Genomic DNA, 14,934 nt, shown 5'->3' with positions numbered 1-14,934 from the left:
TCCTGATTACAAATTAGCCCCATGCTCGCGCAGCGCTTTCCAGGTGCGGAAAGCGTTGTGCGGCATGTCCAGGTGCGTGACACCCAGGTGAGAGAAGGCATCGACCACGGCCGAGGTGAAGGTGGGGATCGAGCCGACGTGAGGCGACTCGGCCACGCCCTTGGCACCCAGGGGGTGATGCGGCGAAGGCGTCACGGTGTGGTCGGTTTCCCAGTGCGGGGTTTCCACGAAGGTGGGCAAGAAGTAGTCCATCAGCGTGTTGCCCAGCAAGTTGCCCTGCGCATCAAACGGCATTTGCTGGCCCATGGCCACGGCAAAACCTTCGGTCAGACCACCGTGGATCTGGCCGTCGATGATCATCGGGTTGATGCGGGTGCCGCAGTCGTCCAGCGCATAGAAGCGGCGGATTTTGGTCTCACCGGTCGCACGGTCGATGTCCACCACGCACAGGTAAATGCCGAAGGGGAAGGTGAAGTTCGGTGGGTCGTAGTAGTGCACGGCCTCCAAGCCTGGCTCCAAGCCATCTGGTGGCTGGTGGTAGGCCTGCCATGCCACATCGGCCATGGTTTTGAACTTGCTGTCGTCGCCCTTGACCTTGAAGCGGTCCACTTCCCAGTCGAGGTCGTTTTCATTGACTTCAAGCATGTGGGCGGCGATCTTGCGAGCCTTCGCGTGGATCTTGCGGGCAGCCAGAGCAATCGCAGCACCGGCCACAGGCGTAGAGCGCGAACCGTAAGTGCCCAGGCCGTAAGGCGCAGTGGATGTGTCGCCTTCTTCGACCTGAATCACTTCAGACGGAATACCCAGCTCGGTCGCGATGATCTGCGCATAGGTGGTTTGGTGGCCCTGACCTTGCGTGATCGTGCCCATGCGGGCGATGGCGCTGCCGGTGGGGTGGATGCGGATTTCGCAGGAGTCGAACATGCCCACACCCAAGATGTCGCACATCTTGGAAGGACCGGCACCGACCACCTCGGTGAAGGTGACGAGGCCAATACCCATCAAGGTGGGGCTGTTGGGGTCGGCGCGTTTGGCCGCTTGCTCGGCACGCAGGCCTTTGTAGTCCACGGCTTCGAGCACTTTGTCGAGTGCCGTCTGGTAGTCGCCCGAGTCGTATTCAAAACCGAAGGCGCTGGTGTAGGGGAACTGCTCTTTCTTGACGAAGTTCTTGGCGCGGATCTCGGCCTTGTCCATGCCCAGCTTTTGGGCCAGCACGTCGACCATGCGCTCGATCAGGTACACCGCTTCGGTCACACGGAAGGAACAGCGGTAAGCCACGCCACCGGGGGCCTTGTTGGTGTAGACGCCCTTGACGCTCGCATGTGCGGCGGGGATGTCATACGAGCCCGACACGATGTGGAACATGCCCGCAGGGAACTTGGTCGGGTCGGCACAGGCGTCAAACGCACCATGGTCGGCCACCACGTTCACACGCAGGCCGGTGATCTTGCCGTCGGCTGTGGCGGCCAGTTCGCCGTCCATGTGGTAGTCACGGGCGAAGGCGGTGGACGAGATGTTTTCGATGCGGTCTTCCACCCACTTGACGGGGCGGCCCAGCACGATGGAGGCCACGATGGCGCAGACATAGCCGGGGTAAATGCCGACCTTGTTGCCAAAGCCGCCACCGATGTCGGGGCTGACGATGCGCACTTTGGATTCGGGAATGCCCGAGAGCATGGACACCACGGTGCGCACCACGTGGGGAGCTTGCGAGGTGATGAAGGTGGTCAGGTCGCCCTTGATCGGGTCGAAGGAGGCCACGCAGCCGCAAGTCTCCAGCGGGCAGGGGTGCACGCGGGGGTAGTGCATGTGCTGCGACACGGTGATTTCGGCGTTGGCAAAAGCGGCATCGGCGGCCGACTTGTCACCGGCATCCCAGGTGAAGATGTGGTTGTGGTGGTCACGCTTGCCGTGGGCACCTTCGGTCTTGCCGGCCAAGTCGTCACGAATCACGGGCGCGCCGGGTTGCAAAGCGGCATAGGGGTCGAGCACCACGGGCAGCTCTTCGTATTCGATCTCGACGGCTTCGACCGCGTCGGCGGCGATGTAGCGGTCGTCGGCGATGACGATGGCCACTTCCTGCATTTGGAAGTGGACCTTCTCGTCGGCCAGCACGGCGGCCACGTCACCCGCCAGGGTGGGCATCCAGTGCAGTTTCAGAGGCTTCAGGTCGTCAGCGGTCAGCACGGCGTGCACGCCAGGGATGGCGAGCGCAGCTTCTTTGTTGATCTTGACGATGCGGCCATGGGCGATGGGGCTGCGGACGATGTCCATGTGCAGCATGCCGGGCATCTTGATGTCGTCAACGTAATTGCCCTTGCCCTGGATGAAACGGGCGTCTTCCTTGCGCAGGCGCGATGCGCCCATGCCTGCCAGCGCGAGTTCGCGGGCTTCAGCGGTTTGTACCGGTGCGTTCATGTGTGTCTCCGATCAAATGGTTTGTCGCATCAAGCCGCAACGGGCTCTTGCAGTTTTTTGGCGGCGTACTGGACGGCTTTGACGATGTTCTGGTAACCGGTGCAGCGGCACAGGTTGCCGGCCATGCCGTGGCGAATTTCGTCTTCGCTGGGGTTGGGGTTTTCTTGCAAGAAGCGGTAGGCACGCATCAGCATGCCGGGGGTGCAGAAACCGCACTGCAAGCCGTGCTCTTTGTAAAAGCCTTCTTGCACAGCGTGCAGCACGCCTTTGTTGGCCAGGCCTTCGACTGTCAGCACTTCGGAGCCGTCGCACTGCACCGCCAGGTGAGTGCAGGACTTGACCGATTGGCCGTCGATGTCCACGGTGCAGGCACCGCAGTGGCTGGTTTCGCAGCCAATGTGCGCGCCGGTCAGGTTGAGTTCTTCGCGCAAGAAATGGATCAGCAGGGTGCGTGGCTCAACGGCTTTTTCTTCTTTCTTGCCATTGACGGAAACGGTGACGAGTTTTTTGGACATGTTGATTTCCTTTTGCTTTAAGCGCAGCGCGACCAGGCTTTGTTCAGGGCGCGCTTGACCATCTCGCCAGCCATGGCGGTCTTGTATTCGATGTCGCCACGCAGGTCTTCGGCGGGGTCGCACGCGGCAATAGCGGCTTCGACGGCAGCTTGCACGTTGGCGGCGTTGAAGGGCTTGCCCAACAGGGCGGCTTCGGCGGCTTCCACGCGCACGGCGGCGGGGGCCACGTTGGTCAGGGCCACGCGCACATGGCTGACCTGGTCACCCGACTTGCGGATGACCACAGCGCAACCGGCTGTGGCCCAGTCACCGGTCTTGCGCTTGAGTTTTTCGTAGGCGTAGCCGGTGCCAGCCGCGAAAGCGGGCACGCGGATTTCGCACATGACTTCGTTTTCTTCGAGCAGCGTCATGTAGGTGCCGAGGAAAAAGCCGTCGGCGGCCACGGTGCGGCGGCCGTTCGGGCCTTCGAGCACGAAGGACGCGTCGATCACGATGGACAGTGCAGGGTGGTCGTTGCCGGGGTCGCCGTGGGCGATGTCGCCACCGATCGTGCCGCGATTGCGCACTTGCGGGTCAGCGATCAGCTTGGCCGCTTCGCACAGCAAAGGTACTTTGGCTTGCAAGATGGGCGAGGTGATCAGCTCGTTTTCGACCGTCATCGCACCGATCACCACGGTGTTGCCGTCTTCCCGGATGCCCTTGAGTTCGGGGATGCGGTTGATGTCGATCAGGTGTTCGGGCTGGGCAAAGCGCAGCTTCATCATGGGCAGCAGGCTGTGGCCGCCCGCCAGCAGCTTGGCATCGGAGCCCAATTGGCCGAGCAAGGCAACTGCCTCGCCGACGGTTTTGGGCGCGTGGTATTCAAAACGCGGTGGAATCATCAAGGTCTCCTGTGGTTTTTTTCAAAAACAGAAGCCGAGTATTGGCGAGAGTCCTTTTCCTACTGATGAGTCAGGTTTTAGACAGATTCACGTTTTATGGGGTGTTTTGTTGCACGAAACGCTCTAAAGCGGGCACGAGTTGCATAGAACGCGGCATACACGCCCCGGCAATCAGGGTATGTCCTAGGGCCAACGGGGACTGGGACTTACCCTAGAAGAGCCCTCGTCACAGACCCAAGGCCTCACGCAAGCGCCCCACCGCGGCACGCGAAACCGGTACAGCTTGCGTTTTCTTGCCCTTGAGCAACACATGTGTTTTGCTGCCCTCACGGCCGAGCTCTTGGATCGATTGCAAGTTGACGATGAAGCAGCGGTGCACACGCATGAACTGCGCAGGATCGAGTCGCAATTCCAAATCCCCAATGCTGAGGTTGCAAAAGTGGTAGCCCTCACGCGTCAGCACACGGGTGTAATGCGCCTGCGATTCGAGTGACAACACATCCGCGGTGTCCACAAAAGCGACTTTTTGGTCGGCCACCATCGGGATGCGCGACAAACGCATGTTTTTTGCGGGTGGCTCGGCGGGCGCCTGCTCTTGCCCGACGACTTGGGTCACGTCGTAGAACACCAGTGCAAAGCCCGTGGTATCGCCTCGGGCATCTCCGAGTCGGCTGACTTTGATCAACAAGACCTGCTCGGGGATGTTGATGATCATGGTCATCGGCACCGCATTGGCCATGGGGCAGCCCGAAGCTTCGTCCAAAAGGAACTTCACTTTGGGCTTGGAGCGCTCGGGATGAAAAGACGTGACCAGCTTGTCAAAGGGTTGCTTTTCTTCCACAGGCAACACGCGCCGGGCGTAGTCGTTCATGGCCAGCACATTGCGCTGCGCGTCCAAATGTATGACGCCCGCCTCGAACTTCTCAAACAAGTACAAGCTGGGATTCGCCGTGGTTTTTTGATCCATCTTTTTGCCTCCTGGCCATTGCGCCCAGTGGGCCAGATTCTGCCACCCCCCGCCCATTTGGGCCCTTGGCCGTACAGGCAGGGTGTAAAGTCATTTCTTCGCTCAGCCCTCTTGCGACCTTTTTTGGGACCCACCATGAACGCCCCCTTGCACCGTGAAATGCCCGCTGGCCAACTGGACAGCGCACAAGCCTTACGCGAAGTGACGCAGGCCTGGGACGCATCGATCCTGCCCGAGCTGAAAAAGTACATCGAGGTGCCGGCCAAGTCGCCCGCCTTTGATACCGACTGGGCTTCGCACGGCCACATCGACACCGTGGTGCGCCAGGCGGCCGATTGGGTGACGGCGCAAAAGGTCGAAGGCTTGACGCTGGAGATCATCCAGCTGCCCGGTCGCACACCGGTGCTGTTTTTTGAAGTGGCCGCCACGCGCTCAGCCGCTGAGGGCTCGGGCCAGACCGTGCTGATGTACGGCCACCTGGACAAACAGCCTGAGTTCACCGGCTGGCGCAACGATCTGGGGCCTTGGACGCCCACCTACGAAGACGGCAAGCTCTATGGCCGGGGCGGCGCAGACGACGGTTACGCGGTGTACGCCAGCATCACCGCGCTGCAAGCGCTCAAAAGCCAAAAGACACCGCACCCGCGCATCGTCGGCCTGATCGAGACCTGCGAAGAATCGGGCTCTTACGACCTGCTGCCTTATGTGGATGCGCTGCGCACGCGCCTGGGCGATGTGGGCTTGGTGATTTGCCTCGACAGCGGGGCGGGCAACTACGACCAGCTGTGGCTCACCACCAGTTTGCGCGGCATGGCCAGCGGCACGCTCAAGGTGCAGATCCTGACCGAAGGCATCCATTCGGGCGATGCCTCCGGCGTGGTGCCTTCGAGCTTTCGGATCATGCGCCAGGTGCTGGACCGGCTTGAAGACAGCGCCACCGGCCGCTTGTTGCCGCAGAGCTTTCACTGCGAAGTGCCTGCCGAACGCCTGGCGCAAGCGCAGGCCACGGCATCGATTTTGGGCGATGAGTTGTACAAACGCTTCCCGTGGGCGCACTACGACTGCGGCGGCTCCACCAGCTTTGCCTTGCCCACCACCACCGACCCGGTGCAAGCCCTGCTCAACCGCACCTGGGCACCCACTTTGAGCGTGACCGGGGCCGACGGCTTCCCGGCGCTCAAGGACGCGGGCAATGTGCTGCGGCCCTACACCGCCTTCAAGCTCAGCCTGCGCCTGCCGCCGCTGATCGATGCGGCCACTGCCGTGCAAGAACTCAAGACCTTGCTCGAAGACAACGCGCCCTACCAAGCGCAAGTGACCTTTGAAAGCGGGGGCGGCGCCACCGGCTGGAACGCGCCCGACACGCAGCCTTGGTTTGAGCAGGCGCTCAACCACGCCAGCCAGGCGCACTTTGGCGCCTCGGTCGGCTACATCGGGCAAGGCGGCACGATCCCGCTGATGAACATGCTCAGCGCAGGTTTTCCCAAAGCGCAGATGATGGTCTGTGGCGTGCTGGGCCCCAAGAGCAATGCGCACGGGCCGAATGAGTTTTTGCATGTGCCCTATGCCAAAAAGCTCACCGCTGCTGTGGCCGAAGTCATCGCCCGCATGCCATGAAAAACGTCAAACGCAGCGCCTTGCAGGGTCAAGCCGGTCAACTGGCCGTGTACGACTGGCCCCTGCCGCCAAGCCCGATCCGGGGCACGGTGCTGCTGGTGCACGGTTTGGGCGAACACACGGGGCGCTACGGGCATGTGGCCGAACATTTGCGGCAATGGGGCTTTGCTGTGCGCGGTTACGACCACCAGGGCCACGGCCACTCTGACGGCGTGCGCGGCACGCTGCACACCGACGATGGCCTCTTGCAAGACCTGGCCACCGTCATCGACGACACCCGCGATCGCCATGGCGCCCACGATGCGCCCTTGATCTTGCTGGGCCACAGCATGGGCGGTCTGGTGGTGGCCCGCGCCGTGGCAGAACAACTGCGTTATGTGGACGCGGTGATCATGTCGTCACCCGCTTTGGGCACCTGGGCCAACCCTTTGCAAAAACTGTTGCTGGCCACTTTGCCCAAATACTGGCCCAACCTGTGCGTGGGCAATGGGCTGAACCCCAAGCTGATCGCCCGCGATGCGCAAACGGTGCAGCGCTACACGCTCGACCCGTTGGTGCATGACCGCATCTCGACCCGGCTGGGGGCCTGGATCTACAAAGAAGGCCCCAAAACCGTGGCTTTGGCCGCCGAGTGGAAAGTGCCCAGCTTGTTGGTCTATGCCGGGCAAGACCGTCTGGTGCACCCGGATGCCAACGCGGCCTTTGCCGCCAAGGCGCCGGCATCGGTGGTGCACTCACACTGCTTTGCGCCGATGTACCACGAGATCTTCAACGACACCCAGCGCCAGCTGGTGTTCAAGGTGCTCAAGCGCTGGCTGGACGATCGCTTCGCTGCTTGAGGCCGAGCCAAGCCAAGGCCAGTCCGGCCAAAGCCACCGGCACCAATGAGCCCACGTTCAACCAGGTCCAGCCACCCGTGGTGACCAGCGCACCAGACGCGAATGAGGTGACCGCCATGGTGGCGAAGACGCAGAAATTGATGGCCGCCTGAGCGCGGTCTTTTTCTTCAGGGCGCCAAGCCCGCATGGCCAAGGTGGTGCTGCCGGTGAACAGGAAGTTCCAGCCCAGACCCAGCAAGAACAAGGCGATCAGGAATTGGTGCAATTCCACGCCTGACAAGGCCACCGCGATGCAGACAAAATTGAGCAACACGCCCACCCCCATGATGGTCAAGGTGCCGAATCGCTTGATCAAGTGTCCCGTGAAAAACCCCGGCGCGAACATGCCGATCACATGCCACTCCAGCACCCATGCGGCATCGCTGAAACCGAAACCGCACACCTGCATGGCCAAGGGCGTGGCCGCCATGAGCAGGTTCATCACGCCGTAGCTCAATGCCGCTGTGGATGCAGCAACGATGAAGATCGGCTGGCGCATGATGACGGACAAAGGGCGCCCCACCGCGTCACCGGCTTTTTTGGGCGGCAAGGCAGGAAAGCGGATGAAGCTGATCACCACCAGCCCCAAGACGGCCACAGCGGCCAACGCCAAGTACGCCCCCATGAATGGCGTTGCAACGATGTCCTTGGTGCGCGACGCCAAATTGGGGCCGACGATGGCGCCGATCAGGCCACCGGCCATGACCAGAGAGACAGCTTTTTCGCGGAAGCTCTCCACCGACAGTTCAGCTGCGGCAAAGCGGTACAGCTGGCCGTTGGCGCTGTAGTAACCGGCGATCACCGTGGCGCACACCAGCAACCAGAAATTGTGGCTCCAGGCCGCATAAGCGGCCAACAAGGCAGACAAGATGGCCACCAGCAAGCCCAGCTGGAAAGAGATGCGCCGCCCAAAGCGCGACTGGGTCTTGGCCACCAGGCCTGTGGACAAGGCGCCGCCCACCACATAACCCATGACCGGCAGGGTGGCCATCCAGCCCAACGGGGCCATGGACAAACCCACAAGGCCATTGATGGCGATGAAGGTGACGTTGTTCGTGAAGAACAGGCCCTGGCAGAGGGTCAGGAGAATGAGGTTGGCGTTCATGGGGACGAGTGTATCGTCAACCGCTTATAAAAGACTGTCACCAAGATCCCAAGCAGCCGCTCAACTCAAGCGCAAACAGCCAAAACAGCCAGGGGGGCTGTTTCTGCGCGCAATACGCGAGCACCCAATGTGACCGGCGCAAAGCCGCCAGCCAATGCGCTGGCCTCTTCGGCGGGACTCAAGCCGCCTTCAGGGCCACTGAGCACCGTCACGGGTCCGTCCGTCGGCATCTGCGACAAAGGCTGCGTGCCTTCGGACAAAGACAAGACCCACCGCTGCCCCGGCGGTGCTTTTTTGAGCCAGTCACTCAAGGTCACGGCCGCATGGATCACGGGCACCCGATTGCGACCACATTGCTCGGCGGCTGCCACGGCCACACCTTGCCAGTGGGCCAGTTTCTTATCCGCACGTTCGCCCTTGAGTTTGAGCACGCTGCGTTCAGCCATCAAGGGCGTGATGCTGGCAACCCCCAGCTCCGTGGCTTTTTCAACCAGCCAATCCATGCGCTCGTTGGCGGTGATGCCAGCCAGCAAATGGAGTGCACGGCTGGCTTCGCGCTCAATCGGATGGTGCACGCCCACTTCAACCTCGACATCGCTGCGGCCCATGCGGGTCACCGTGGCGTCGAATTCACCGCCCTCGCCATTGAACAAGGTGATCACGTCGCCCGGCTGCATGCGCAGCACCTGCACATGGCGGGCAGCGCCCGGCGGCAAGCTCAGCGCCAGGCCAGTTTGCAGGGGGGCAGGGCAGTAAAAACGGGGCATCAGGGTCTCACATCCGACCGTAAGCAAAACCGACCTGGGGCGTGGTGCCCTCGATCTCATCGATCACCTTCAGCAGTGGGCCCAGTTCGCGGTAACGGTCGCAGGCCTTGCGGATGTAGTGGATGAAGCGCGGGGCATCGGCCAGGTATTTGGGTTTGCCATCGCGCAGGGTCAGCCGCGCAAAAATGCCCGCCACTTTGAGGTGACGCTGCAAACCCATCCACTCCACGGCGCGGTAGAACGCACCAAAATCACTGTGCCAGTCCTCAAAGTCCATCAGCCCGGCCTTGCGGGCCTTTTCCCAGTAACGGATGGTGATGTCGAGCACAAAGTCTTCGTCCCAGGTCAGGAAGGCGTCGCGCATGAGGCTGGCGATGTCGTAGGTGACGGGGCCATACACCGCGTCCTGAAAGTCCAGCACACCGAGTTGCTCACTCTGGTGGGGCATCATCAAATTGCGCGGCATGAAGTCGCGGTGCACATACACGCTGGGCGCGGCCAGGTTGCGCTGCACGATCAAGGCAAAGGCCTTGTCCATGGTTTCTTTGTCCTGACCTTGCAACTGCACGCCTTTGTGCTGGGCCAGGTACCAATCGGGGAACAAGCTCAGTTCGCGGTTCAGCAAGGCTTGGTCATAAGGCGGCAACACGCCAGGGCGCGAAGCCAATTGCCACTGGATCAGCGCGTCCACTGCCTGCATGTACAGGCCGTGGTTGGCCTGGGGGCGTTCGGCGTCAATGGCCGACATCATGGTGGCGCTGCCCAGATCGTTCAACAACATGAAGCCATGGGCCTCGTGCCAGTCCAGCACTTCGGGCGCCCGCAGCCCCGCGTCCTTCATCAAAGCCGCAATCTTTACAAACGGTTGCGAATTTTCTTTGTCGGGTGGCGCGTCCATCACGATGCGGCTGTCACCGCTCAGTGTGTCAACGCGCAGATAGCGGCGAAAGCTGGCATCGGCCGAGGCGATGCGCACCGTTGCAGGCAAAAGCCCTTGGGCAGGTGCGATGCTGACCATCCAGCTGTTGAACAGGGCTTGACGGGCCGGATCGGCCCAGCTGACTTCAGAAGTCACGGCGGGGGAGGAAGTAGGGTGGCTCATGGATAATCCCATTCTACAAAGCCAGCGCTCTTGCCCTTGGGCCCGCCGCAGGCCCTGCCCACTTTGCCCACCTCGAGTTGTGTCCACCTTCCCTGTTTTGCCCTCTTTGCCACTGGCGCCTGTTGCCCCGCCCGCTTTGCGCGGCGTGGTCATCGCTGTGCTGTGGGCGATCAGCAGCCTGGCGCAAGCACAGGGCACTGGCTTGACGCTGCGCAGCAGCCCGGTGCTGGAAGAAAAGATTTCCGAGCGTCAGCGCAGCGAGGGGGCCATCTTTGTGGATGGCGAACAAATCACGGCCCGCCCCGACATGGACTTGGTCATTGACGGCCAGGCCACGGTGCGCCGCCCTGGCTTGGCGATCAAGGCCGACCACATCACCTACGACCAAAGTCGTGACATCGTCAACGCCACGGGTCATGTGCGGCTGAGCCGCGATGGCAGCTTGTTCGAAGGCCCCCGCTTGCAGCTGCAAGTCGACAGCTTTCAGGGGACCTTTGAAAAGCCCACTTTTGAGCTCTACCGCAGCGGCGGCTACGGCGATGCGGCGCAAGTCGAGTTCATCGATGACAAGCGTCAGATCATTCACCAGGCGCGCTACACCACTTGCAGACGTACACCCGGGCCGGAGTGGTTGCCTGAATGGTTCGTCAAAGCTGCGCACATGACCATGGACACGGAAGAATCCACCGTCCAGGCTGAAGATGTTCAGTTGCGCTTCAAGGGTGTCCCCATCATGAGCGCATCGTCCGTCAGTTTTGCGATGACCGACGAACGTAAATCGGGCTTGTTGCCCTCCCTCATCGGCGTGGACTCGGTCAGCGGTTTGAGCATGTCAGTGCCTTACTACCTGGACATCGCTCCCAACCGTGACGCCACCATCACCACCAACTTGATGAGCAAACGCGGCGTTTCGTTGGACAGCGAGTTCCGCTACCTGGAGCAAGACTACAAAGGCCAGGCTCGCTTGATCGCCATGCCCAACGACAGCCTGCGCCAGCAGTCACGCTGGGGCCTGACCACGCAACACAGCGGCAGCCTGGACACCGGGCTCGATGCCGTTGGCCGTGTCGGGATCGGCCTGACGCTCAACCGGGTGAGCGATGACAATTTCTGGCGTGATTTCCCCCGCTCTGGGCTGGCCCTGACTCAGCGTTTGCTGCCCTCGACCGGCGCACTGTCCTGGGGACGGGGCAACTTCAGCATGACGGCACAGGTGCAGCGCTGGCAAACCTTGCAAATCGACACGGCGGCGATCACGCCGCCTTATGACCGCGCACCACAGGTCACCATGCGCTACGGCCAATGGAATGCCGAAGGCCTGGACTGGTCGGTGGTGGGCGACACCACCCGCTTTGAGGCCGATTACACCCGCATTCCGAATGTGAGCGCGTCCACCTTGGCCAGTTTGCGCAATGGCGAGCGCAGTTATGTACAAGCGCAAGTCAGTCGACCATGGGTCCGGCCTTGGGGGTTTGTCACACCCAAGCTGCAATTGCACGCCACACGCTACCAACTGGACAACGCACTGAGCACCGGGGAAAGTTCTTTCAACCGCGTCTTGCCTACGTTCAGTTTGGATTCAGGCCTGGTGTTCGAGCGTGAAACCAAGTGGTTTGGCAAAGACATTTTGCAAACGCTGGAGCCACGGGCTTTTTATGCGCGCACACCCTACCGGGACCAAAGTCTGCTGCCGCTTTATGACAGCGGTGCTGCCGATTTCAACCTGTCGACCATTTACAGCGAGAACCCCTATGTAGGTCAAGACCGCCTGGTCGACAACAATTCACTCACCTTGGGTGTGACCACGCGCCTGTTCAATGCCACTTCAGGCGCTGAAATGCTCAAATTGGGCATGGCACAACGCATCCGATTTGCCAGTCAGGAAGTCGTCTTGCCAGGTCAATCGACCATCTCTGCCGGTCTGAGCGACATGCTGCTGGGTGCAGGCGTGCGTTGGGATGAGCGCTGGACCATCGATTCGGCCGTACAAATCAACGCCCAAACCAACGCGGTCTCTCGCACGACCTTGCAAAGCCGATACAACCCCTCTCCTTACCGTGTGTTCAACGTCGCCTACCGGCTCAACCAAGGTGTGAGTGAACAAGTGGACATGGGTTGGCAATGGCCGATCAACGATTTGTGGGGCGGCGGTGACCGCAAGGCAGAATCTGCCTGGAGTCGCACACGCGGACAAGGCCTGGGACCAGACCGCTGGTACAGCGTGGGCCGCATGAACTTCAGCTTGACCGAGAAACGTCTCGTGGACACCATCATCGGGTTCGAATACGATGCCGGTTGCTGGTTGGGGCGCGTCGTCTTGCAGCGTCTGCAAAGCACCGTGAGCACGGCCAGCACACAATTGATGTTCCAGTTGGAATTTTCGGGCTTGGCCAGGGTCGGTGCCAGCCCCCTGCAAAGCCTGCGCAACAACATCACCAACTACCAATTCCTGCGTGACCACACCGAACAACCGAGCCGATTCCAGTCTTATGAATGACCTTTTCTTCCGCCTGCGCTGTGCAGGCATGGCTTTGGGCTTGGCGAGCTTGCTCTGCAGCTCGGTGGCTTGGGCCCAAACGAATATCCCACGACAAGCCGACTTCATTGTGGCGGTGGTCAACTCCGAACCGATCACCAACCAGGAAGTGCAAGCGCTGCGCAAACGCATGAGCAAATCTGCCCAAGGCGGCAATTTGTCGGCGGCTGACGCGGCCGATTTGACACGCCAGGCTCTGGAGCAACTGATCAACGAAAAAGCCCAGCTTCAGCAAGCCCGTGACAACGGCATCAAGATCGAAGAAGAAGCCATTGACCAAGCTGAATTGAACGTGGCTGCCAACAGCCAAGTGACACGCGATGAACTGCGCAAAAACATGGCCAAGGAAGGCCTGACGGTCAAAGCATTCCGGGACCAATTGCGCGACCAATTGATGCTCACGCGGGTGCGCGAGCGCGAAGTTGAAGGCCGCGTGCGTGTGAGTGACCGCGAGATTGAGCAGTACCTGCAAGAACAAATCCAGGCACAAGGCGGGCAAGTCCCCACCGAATTGAATCTGGGCATGATCTTGATCGCCGTGCCGGAAACCAGCAGCGAAGCCCAGATCAAGGCGCTGCAAGACCGCGCCGATGACGTGGCCCGGCGTGCCCGCAGTGGTGAAAACTTTGCCGATTTGGCCAAGAACTTTTCGCAAGCCATCGACAAAGGCGCCAATGGCGGTGCCATGGGCTTGCGGCCTGCCGACCGTTACCCCGAGCTGTTTTTGAATGCCACGCGCAACCTGCGGGTCGGCGGCACCAGCGCGGTCATCCGTTCGGGTGCGGGCTTTCACATCCTGAAGGTGATCGAACGCAAGCAGGGCCAGGCCACCTTGAGGGTTCCACAAACCCGCGCCCGCCACATTCTGCTGCGCCCCACGGCGCAAATGCCGCAAGCCCAGGTGGTGGCACGTTTGAAAGACATCCGCCAAAGCATCGTCTCCGGCAAAGCCGATTTCGCGACAGTGGCACGACAGATCTCGCAGGACGGCAGCGCCGCACAAGGCGGCGACTTGGGCTGGGCCAACCCCGGCATGTTTGTGCCCGAATTCGAGCAAGTCATGAACGGCCTGCGTCCCGGCCAAGTGGGCGAGCCCCTGGTCTCGCGGTTTGGCGTCCATCTGATCGAAGTCACAGACCGCCGCAGTGCACCGGTGTCTGAACAAGACCAACGCACCATCGCGCGCAGTGCACTGCGTGAGAAAAAACTCGAAGAGGCTTACACCAGCTGGGTCGATGATGTGCGCAGCCGCGCCTATGTCGAGATGCGCGAGCCGCCCCAATGAAACACATCGCCCGCAAACGCTTCGGTCAGCATTTTTTGACCGACGGCGGCATCATCGATGCCATCGTGGACGCCATTGCCCCACAAGCAGGCCAAGCCATGGTCGAGATCGGCCCTGGCCTGGCCGCGCTCACACAGCCTTTGGTGGAGCGACTGGGTCACCTGACCGTGATCGAGCTGGACCGCGATCTGGCCGTGCGGCTGCGCCTGCACGAACAACTCACGGTGGTTGAATCTGACGTGCTCAAGGTCAACTTCACCGACTTATCGCACAGCATGCTGGCCGCAGCCACAGCAGCCACCAAAAGTAGCAAAATCCGCGTCGTGGGCAATCTGCCTTACAACATCTCCACGCCCATCCTGTTTCACTTGCTCGAGCATGTGGCGGTGATCGAAGACCAGCACTTCATGCTGCAAAAAGAAGTCATCGACCGCATGGTGGCCCAGCCCGCCACCTCGGACTACAGTCGGCTGTCTGTGATGCTGCAGTGGCGTTATGACATGGCCAACGTGCTGTTCGTCCCGCCCGAAAGCTTTGATCCACCGCCGCGCGTCGACAGCGCCGTGGTGCGCATGGTGCCGTTGGCACAACCCCCTGTGGTCAACGTGAAGACCTTGGAGACGCTGGTGCAGGTGGCTTTCAGTCAGCGCCGCAAGATCTTGCGCAACACGCTGGGCAAATGGCTGGACGAAAAGGGCTTTGCCGGGACATTTGACCTGCAACGCCGCGCCGAAGAAGTGCCCGTGGCCGAGTTTGTGGCTTTGGCGCAGAAAGTCTGAACACTGAAATATCTGTCACCCCGCACGGGATGCGGGGTCCCTGGCTGTTTTGTCTGCCGAGCTGAAAATCGTGGATCTCGGCTC

The 14,934-nt window shown here is 61.1% G+C and carries 12 protein-coding genes; 5 read left to right on the top strand and 7 right to left on the bottom strand.

The annotated features are described in order from the left end of the window. Nucleotides 1-6: 6 nt before the first annotated feature. The 4 genes from B9Z43_RS06070 to B9Z43_RS06055 form a co-directional block, all read right to left on the bottom strand. The gene (locus B9Z43_RS06070; protein WP_108323746.1) at nt 7-2,418 is read right to left on the bottom strand and encodes an aerobic carbon-monoxide dehydrogenase large subunit; all 2,412 of its coding nucleotides are present in this window, start codon (nt 2,416-2,418) and stop codon (nt 7-9) included. Between the two features lie 29 nt (nt 2,419-2,447). Then, nucleotides 2,448-2,933, bottom strand: a complete 486-nt coding sequence (locus B9Z43_RS06065; protein WP_053169257.1) for a (2Fe-2S)-binding protein — start codon at nt 2,931-2,933, stop codon at nt 2,448-2,450. 17 nt (nt 2,934-2,950) lie between these two features. After that, nucleotides 2,951-3,814 carry a xanthine dehydrogenase family protein subunit M gene (locus tag B9Z43_RS06060; RefSeq protein ID WP_108323744.1) on the bottom strand — a complete coding sequence of 288 codons (864 nt, stop codon included), beginning with the start codon at nt 3,812-3,814 and terminating at the stop codon, nt 2,951-2,953. Nucleotides 3,815-4,040: 226 nt separating this feature from the next. After that, nucleotides 4,041-4,781 (bottom strand): LytTR family transcriptional regulator, encoded by a 741-nt coding sequence (locus B9Z43_RS06055; protein WP_158270077.1) that lies wholly within the window; start codon nt 4,779-4,781, stop codon nt 4,041-4,043. A 135-nt stretch (nt 4,782-4,916) separates the two neighbouring features. Between B9Z43_RS06055 and B9Z43_RS06050 the strand changes: the two genes are divergently transcribed. Then, nucleotides 4,917-6,398 carry a M20 family metallopeptidase gene (locus B9Z43_RS06050; RefSeq protein WP_108323740.1) on the top strand — a complete coding sequence of 494 codons (1,482 nt, stop codon included), beginning with the start codon at nt 4,917-4,919 and terminating at the stop codon, nt 6,396-6,398. Further along, on the top strand, nt 6,395-7,237 hold the full coding sequence (locus tag B9Z43_RS06045) for an alpha/beta hydrolase (protein WP_108323738.1): 843 nt from the start codon (nt 6,395-6,397) through the stop codon (nt 7,235-7,237). The genes B9Z43_RS06050 and B9Z43_RS06045 overlap by 4 nt, the downstream gene beginning before the upstream one ends. On the opposite strand, the gene B9Z43_RS06040 is transcribed toward B9Z43_RS06045, so the two are convergent. The 3 genes from B9Z43_RS06040 to B9Z43_RS06030 all read right to left on the bottom strand — a co-directional run bounded on the left by B9Z43_RS06040 (nt 7,203) and on the right by B9Z43_RS06030 (nt 10,250). Next, the gene (locus tag B9Z43_RS06040) at nt 7,203-8,381 is read right to left on the bottom strand and encodes an MFS transporter (protein ID WP_108323736.1); all 1,179 of its coding nucleotides are present in this window, start codon (nt 8,379-8,381) and stop codon (nt 7,203-7,205) included. The genes B9Z43_RS06045 and B9Z43_RS06040 overlap by 35 nt on opposite strands. A 65-nt stretch (nt 8,382-8,446) precedes the next feature. Beyond that, a complete protein-coding gene (locus B9Z43_RS06035; protein WP_108323734.1) occupies nt 8,447-9,148 on the bottom strand; it encodes a 16S rRNA (uracil(1498)-N(3))-methyltransferase in 702 nt (233 codons plus the stop codon). Between the two features lie 7 nt (nt 9,149-9,155). Next, entirely contained in the window at nt 9,156-10,250 is a 1,095-nt protein-coding gene (locus tag B9Z43_RS06030; protein WP_108323732.1) for an aminoglycoside phosphotransferase family protein, read from the bottom strand. Nucleotides 10,251-10,329: 79 nt separating this feature from the next. On the opposite strand from B9Z43_RS06030, the gene B9Z43_RS06025 reads away from it, so the two are divergent. From B9Z43_RS06025 to rsmA, 3 genes are read left to right on the top strand one after another with little or no spacing between them, the layout of a single operon-like run. Then, nucleotides 10,330-12,747 (top strand): LPS-assembly protein LptD, encoded by a 2,418-nt coding sequence (locus B9Z43_RS06025; protein WP_233250037.1) that lies wholly within the window; start codon nt 10,330-10,332, stop codon nt 12,745-12,747. Beyond that, on the top strand, nt 12,740-14,071 hold the full coding sequence (locus tag B9Z43_RS06020; RefSeq protein ID WP_108323728.1) for a peptidylprolyl isomerase: 1,332 nt from the start codon (nt 12,740-12,742) through the stop codon (nt 14,069-14,071). The genes B9Z43_RS06025 and B9Z43_RS06020 overlap by 8 nt, the downstream gene beginning before the upstream one ends. Then, nucleotides 14,068-14,850, top strand: coding sequence for a 16S rRNA (adenine(1518)-N(6)/adenine(1519)-N(6))-dimethyltransferase RsmA (gene rsmA, locus B9Z43_RS06015; RefSeq protein WP_108323726.1), 783 nt, complete (start codon nt 14,068-14,070; stop codon nt 14,848-14,850). Before B9Z43_RS06020 ends, rsmA begins: the two co-directional genes overlap by 4 nt. Nucleotides 14,851-14,934: the final 84 nt, after the last annotated feature.

Origin of the sequence: Limnohabitans sp. MMS-10A-192 (genome assembly GCF_003063335.1) — a bacterium.
Lineage (GTDB): Bacteria > Pseudomonadota > Gammaproteobacteria > Burkholderiales > Burkholderiaceae_C > Limnohabitans_A.
The sequence above is the reverse complement of the archived record's forward strand: the minus strand, read 5'-3'. Positions and strand labels throughout refer to the sequence as shown.

Bases quoted from the DNA above. Each gene is read 5' to 3' on its own strand.
- B9Z43_RS06070 (WP_108323746.1), bottom strand. From the start codon at position 2,418: ATGAACGCACCGGTACAAACCGCTGAAGCCCGCGAACTCGCGCTGGCA.
- B9Z43_RS06065 (WP_053169257.1), bottom strand. From the start codon at position 2,933: ATGTCCAAAAAACTCGTCACCGTTTCCGTCAATGGCAAGAAAGAAGAA.
- B9Z43_RS06060 (WP_108323744.1), bottom strand. From the start codon at position 3,814: ATGATTCCACCGCGTTTTGAATACCACGCGCCCAAAACCGTCGGCGAG.
- B9Z43_RS06055 (WP_158270077.1), bottom strand. From the start codon at position 4,781: ATGGATCAAAAAACCACGGCGAATCCCAGCTTGTACTTGTTTGAGAAG.
- B9Z43_RS06050 (WP_108323740.1), top strand. From the start codon at position 4,917: ATGAACGCCCCCTTGCACCGTGAAATGCCCGCTGGCCAACTGGACAGC.
- B9Z43_RS06045 (WP_108323738.1), top strand. From the start codon at position 6,395: ATGAAAAACGTCAAACGCAGCGCCTTGCAGGGTCAAGCCGGTCAACTG.
- B9Z43_RS06040 (WP_108323736.1), bottom strand. From the start codon at position 8,381: ATGAACGCCAACCTCATTCTCCTGACCCTCTGCCAGGGCCTGTTCTTC.
- B9Z43_RS06035 (WP_108323734.1), bottom strand. From the start codon at position 9,148: ATGCCCCGTTTTTACTGCCCTGCCCCCCTGCAAACTGGCCTGGCGCTG.
- B9Z43_RS06030 (WP_108323732.1), bottom strand. From the start codon at position 10,250: ATGAGCCACCCTACTTCCTCCCCCGCCGTGACTTCTGAAGTCAGCTGG.
- B9Z43_RS06020 (WP_108323728.1), top strand. From the start codon at position 12,740: ATGAATGACCTTTTCTTCCGCCTGCGCTGTGCAGGCATGGCTTTGGGC.
- rsmA (WP_108323726.1), top strand. From the start codon at position 14,068: ATGAAACACATCGCCCGCAAACGCTTCGGTCAGCATTTTTTGACCGAC.